The sequence below is a fragment of the Salmonella sp. NW38 genome, assembly GCF_051807745.1.
Taxonomy (GTDB): Bacteria; Pseudomonadota; Gammaproteobacteria; order Enterobacterales; family Enterobacteriaceae; genus Salmonella; species Salmonella enterica.
Genome location: NZ_JAMMTO010000037.1, coordinates 1 through 506, shown reverse-complemented (window position 1 = coordinate 506; position 506 = coordinate 1). Strand labels below are relative to the sequence as shown.

Annotated in this window: 1 pseudogene; it reads right to left on the bottom strand. The window is 57.9% G+C overall.

What is annotated here, in order from left to right:
* Positions 1-398: pseudogene (locus NA624_RS23015) on the bottom strand (hypothetical protein); the annotation flags it as partial.
* Between the last annotated feature and the right edge of the window lie 108 nt (positions 399-506).

Sequence of the window (506 nt, the reverse complement as noted above, 5' to 3'; positions counted from 1 at the left end):
ACCACGCCCCCCCCCGCTGCGTTGATATTGCGGATGATATGGTCGGCGTGCCTGTAGAGGCTGACGGCAAAAATCAGTGCCAGCCAGCGATGCAGGTCCATCAGCTGCACATAGCCCCCGTCACTCACGGTAAAATCCTGGCGGGAAAAAAGCGTGGTCACCGCCCCTGCAATCCGGGTACACAGCTGACGGTTCAGCCCGATGTCAGCCACGCCTGGTGCGTACGCCGAAAACTGCGGTCCCCACTGGCCGTAGTGGCCGTCAAGCTGCGTCAGCATAAACAGCAGCATTCTGGCGGCAGATTCGGTATCCGCCTGCGTCACCTGATACTCAAACTGCTCCAGATTAAAATTATCCGGCTGAGGGAGGTGACCCACGGGGATACCGACAAACGCCACGCGGTCAGTTGCACCGGTAGTTTTTTTTCGACCGGTTCAGTCCGGGAAGTCATCATTCATTCACTCCAGTGTCAGGAAAAAAGCGCAGGAAATCCCCTGACCGGTGCC